The sequence below is a fragment of the Clostridium sp. CAG:43 genome (assembly GCF_000434655.1).
GTDB lineage: Bacteria > Bacillota > Clostridia > Lachnospirales > Lachnospiraceae > Otoolea > Otoolea fessa.
The window spans coordinates 1-2,988 of sequence record NZ_FR895016.1; the positions used below are offsets into that span (position 1 = coordinate 1).

3 protein-coding genes are annotated in these 2,988 nt (G+C 41.9%); 1 reads left to right on the forward strand and 2 read right to left on the reverse strand.

Annotated features, from left to right (window positions below; genetic code table 11):
* Positions 1-241: 241 nt before the first annotated feature.
* The gene (locus QVO97_RS01420) at positions 242-604 is read left to right on the forward strand and encodes a helix-turn-helix domain-containing protein (protein ID WP_022358641.1); all 363 of its coding nucleotides are present in this window, start codon (positions 242-244) and stop codon (positions 602-604) included.
* 272 nt (positions 605-876) lie between these two features.
* Here QVO97_RS01420 and QVO97_RS01425 read toward each other — a convergent pair whose 3' ends face one another.
* Both QVO97_RS01425 and QVO97_RS01430 read right to left on the reverse strand, forming a co-directional pair.
* A complete protein-coding gene (locus QVO97_RS01425) occupies positions 877-1,932 on the reverse strand; it encodes a tyrosine-type recombinase/integrase (protein WP_022358642.1) in 1,056 nt (351 codons plus the stop codon).
* A gap of 1 nt (position 1,933) precedes the next feature.
* On the reverse strand, positions 1,934-2,773 hold the full coding sequence (locus QVO97_RS01430) for a tRNA lysidine(34) synthetase (RefSeq protein WP_022358643.1): 840 nt from the start codon (positions 2,771-2,773) through the stop codon (positions 1,934-1,936).
* Positions 2,774-2,988 lie beyond the last annotated feature (215 nt).

Below are 2,988 nucleotides of genomic sequence, written 5' to 3' on the forward strand. Positions count from 1 at the left end.
AGATTACAGGTGAATACTGGAGGAGCGAACGTTGCGGATTATTGCTTGCAAAACCATGTTGCAGCACTTTGGGCTGGCAAGGTACTTGCTATGGAGCGTTTACGAAATGAGAGATAGAGCGTACGGAAATAATCTATACGTTGTCAACGCACCATAGCGTTTACTATACGTTCTATTTTTTGCCTTTTTAAGAAAAGTGATTAAAAAACTATTGACAATTTGTTACTGGGAGAGATAGAGAGTGCGTTTTGATGAACTTTTTGAAATGAGAAAACTGACAGGAATAAAATTAAAGGACTACATCAGTGGCAATGGATTCTCTAAGGTATCGTTCTGCAAAAAGGCAGAAATTTCTCGACCTACTTTAGATAAAATTTCAAATGGCGAGATAGATAGTAAAAGCTCATTCGATAAGCATTTAAATAAAATTTTTACCAGTTTGGGCATTGGCCCGGATACTTTGATGGAATTTTCAACGAAAACGCAAAGCGTAGATGCGATGTACTCGCAAAAGGCTCTGATAAATTATCAAATGAATGATAAGGCAAAGATGGAGTATGATCTGTTGCAGGATATTTTAAACCTTTGCAGTGTTTATTATTAGAGGCAGAAGGCTATGAGTGAACAAACTACAGCAGCCAACTTAGACGAAGTTATTGAGACACAGATGAAGCAGAGTGAGAGTGCTTGAACTAGGAAAACCGATGGCATAGACTATAAGCAGTCGAGGTCATCGGTTTTCTTGGCAAATATGAATTTTGAACTTTATTTTAGCAAAATACTATTTTCACTTTACACGGAAATAAAGTACGAAATTAGCCTTTTTTACCTAAAAAATTTTTTTACTTTTCCTTTATTTCTGATTTTTTCTTATTTTTACTCTTTTTCTCTCAGCTGCACCTTATTCCTTGCGCTTCGCCGCCGTTCATCCTCCAGCGCCGCATAATGCTTCTTCGTCGTATTGACATCACTGTGTCCCAAAACATCTGCGACGAGGTAAATATCGCCAGTTTCACGGTACAGATTCGTGCCGTAAGTGCTGCGGAGTTTATGTGGCGTGATCTTTTTTAGCGGTGTGACGAGCTGTGCGTATTTTTTGACCATTTTTTCCACGCTGCGTACGTTAATGCGCTTACGCTGCATGGAGAGAAAGAGTGCTTCTTCGCTGCCTTCCTCTGGGACAATATGTTCACGCTCGCTGAGATAGTCCTGAAGCGCATATTCTACCTCGGCACCAAAATATACGATGACTTCCTTTCCGCCTTTTCGATGAATCCTAAGACCACCGTTTCGGAAATCAACATCGTTGATATTCAGTCCGACACATTCTGATACACGAAGCCCCGTACCAAGCAGAAGCGTCATCATCGCCAGATCTCGCAGCTTGGTCTTTGCATGGTAGGCTTTCTGTTTTTCGGTCAGACATTCGCCATCCTCAACCTCATCCAGGAAACGCGCCACCTCGTCAACATCGAGGCGTATAATTTCTTTTTCATGAATCTTGGGAAGCTGCAGAAGAGAAGCGGGGTTATTCTGAATCCGCTCGGTCCGATAAAAGTAGTTGTAAAAGCTCTTAACCGTCGAGACTTTCCGCATGATACCCCGCTCTGTATTCATCAGATCCTCTCGTTTTTCGGTCGAATAACATTTTAGATACTCCATATATTCTTCCAGATCCATCAATTTGATTTCATCCAGAAGAGAGAGCGGCAAATCGCGCAGCTTCTTTGATTTAAGCTCTGGATTTGCTTGTTTCAGGAAATCAAAAAATGTTTTTAAATCATAGGCATACGCAAGCCGGGTGCGCGCTGATGTACGAGGTTCAATGCCACGGAAGAAATCGGTACAGAACGGTGGCAGCTCTTTCAGAATGCCTCGGATTCGTTTTGTGTTTTCGATGTCTTCCTGTTCGTGGTAGGAGAGTGCAGCCATATCACAATTCCTCCTTTGGTGATGATGAAAGGTCCGAATGTATCAAATTTTTCAGGTGTCGATCGGTCCGTTCCGGCCATCCGGGATTGTTTCCATCAATAATCGCATGGAAAAAGCGATCCTTTACCCCCGGTGAATCATGGTTGAGTTTCCTTGTTAATTGTTTCACATACTCGCGTTTTGTTTTTCCATCTACGGGACATGGATTTTTACAGACAGGAAGATGATATTTGTTTTTAAATCCGATCACATCGGCTTCCTGGACATACATCAGCGGGCGGATCAGCGTCAATCCCGTTTTGTCCAAATGGGTTTTCGGCGAGAAGGAATAGAAACGCCCCTCATAAATCAAGGATAAAAGCATGGTTTCGATCAGATCGTCACGGTGATGTGCATAGGCGATTTTATTACAGCCAAGTTTCAGAGCCGCTTCATTTAAAGCGCCTTTTCGCATCTTGGCACAGAGCGCACATGGATTGGATTCCTGACGGGTTTCAAAGAGAATCTTGCCGATTTCCGTCGGAACGACCGTGTAGGGCACGTTTAATTCATCACAAAGCTCCTGAACCGGTTTTAAATCAAATGCAGCCGCATCCGATGAAAGCGTCGGCGACAACCGGTTCGAAACCTCCGGAGAAAGTGCCTGAAAGCCCAGATCAACTGTAATAGCACAAAGCTCAAATGGTTCCGGGTAAAACCGACGAAGCCCCTGTAAAGCATATAAAAGTGTCAGGCTGTCTTTACCGCCAGAAATACCGATAGCTATTTTATCGCCGGATTGAATCAGACGATAGTCATCAACCGCCTGGCGGGTTAAACTTAGAAGACGTTGAAGTTTCATGAGAACATCCTTTCAAATATAACGAATGAATAGTTTAGCAAATAGATTAAGTGCATACACATATTTACATTTCAAACTATTCGATAAAGTAGGCTTTCACGAATAGTTTTGTCCATTACCCTATCATACCATGTTTCCCTTTATTTGTAAATAAATCATTTTACGAATTATTCAATATCGCATTTCAGCATAAAAACAAACCTAAACACAAAATG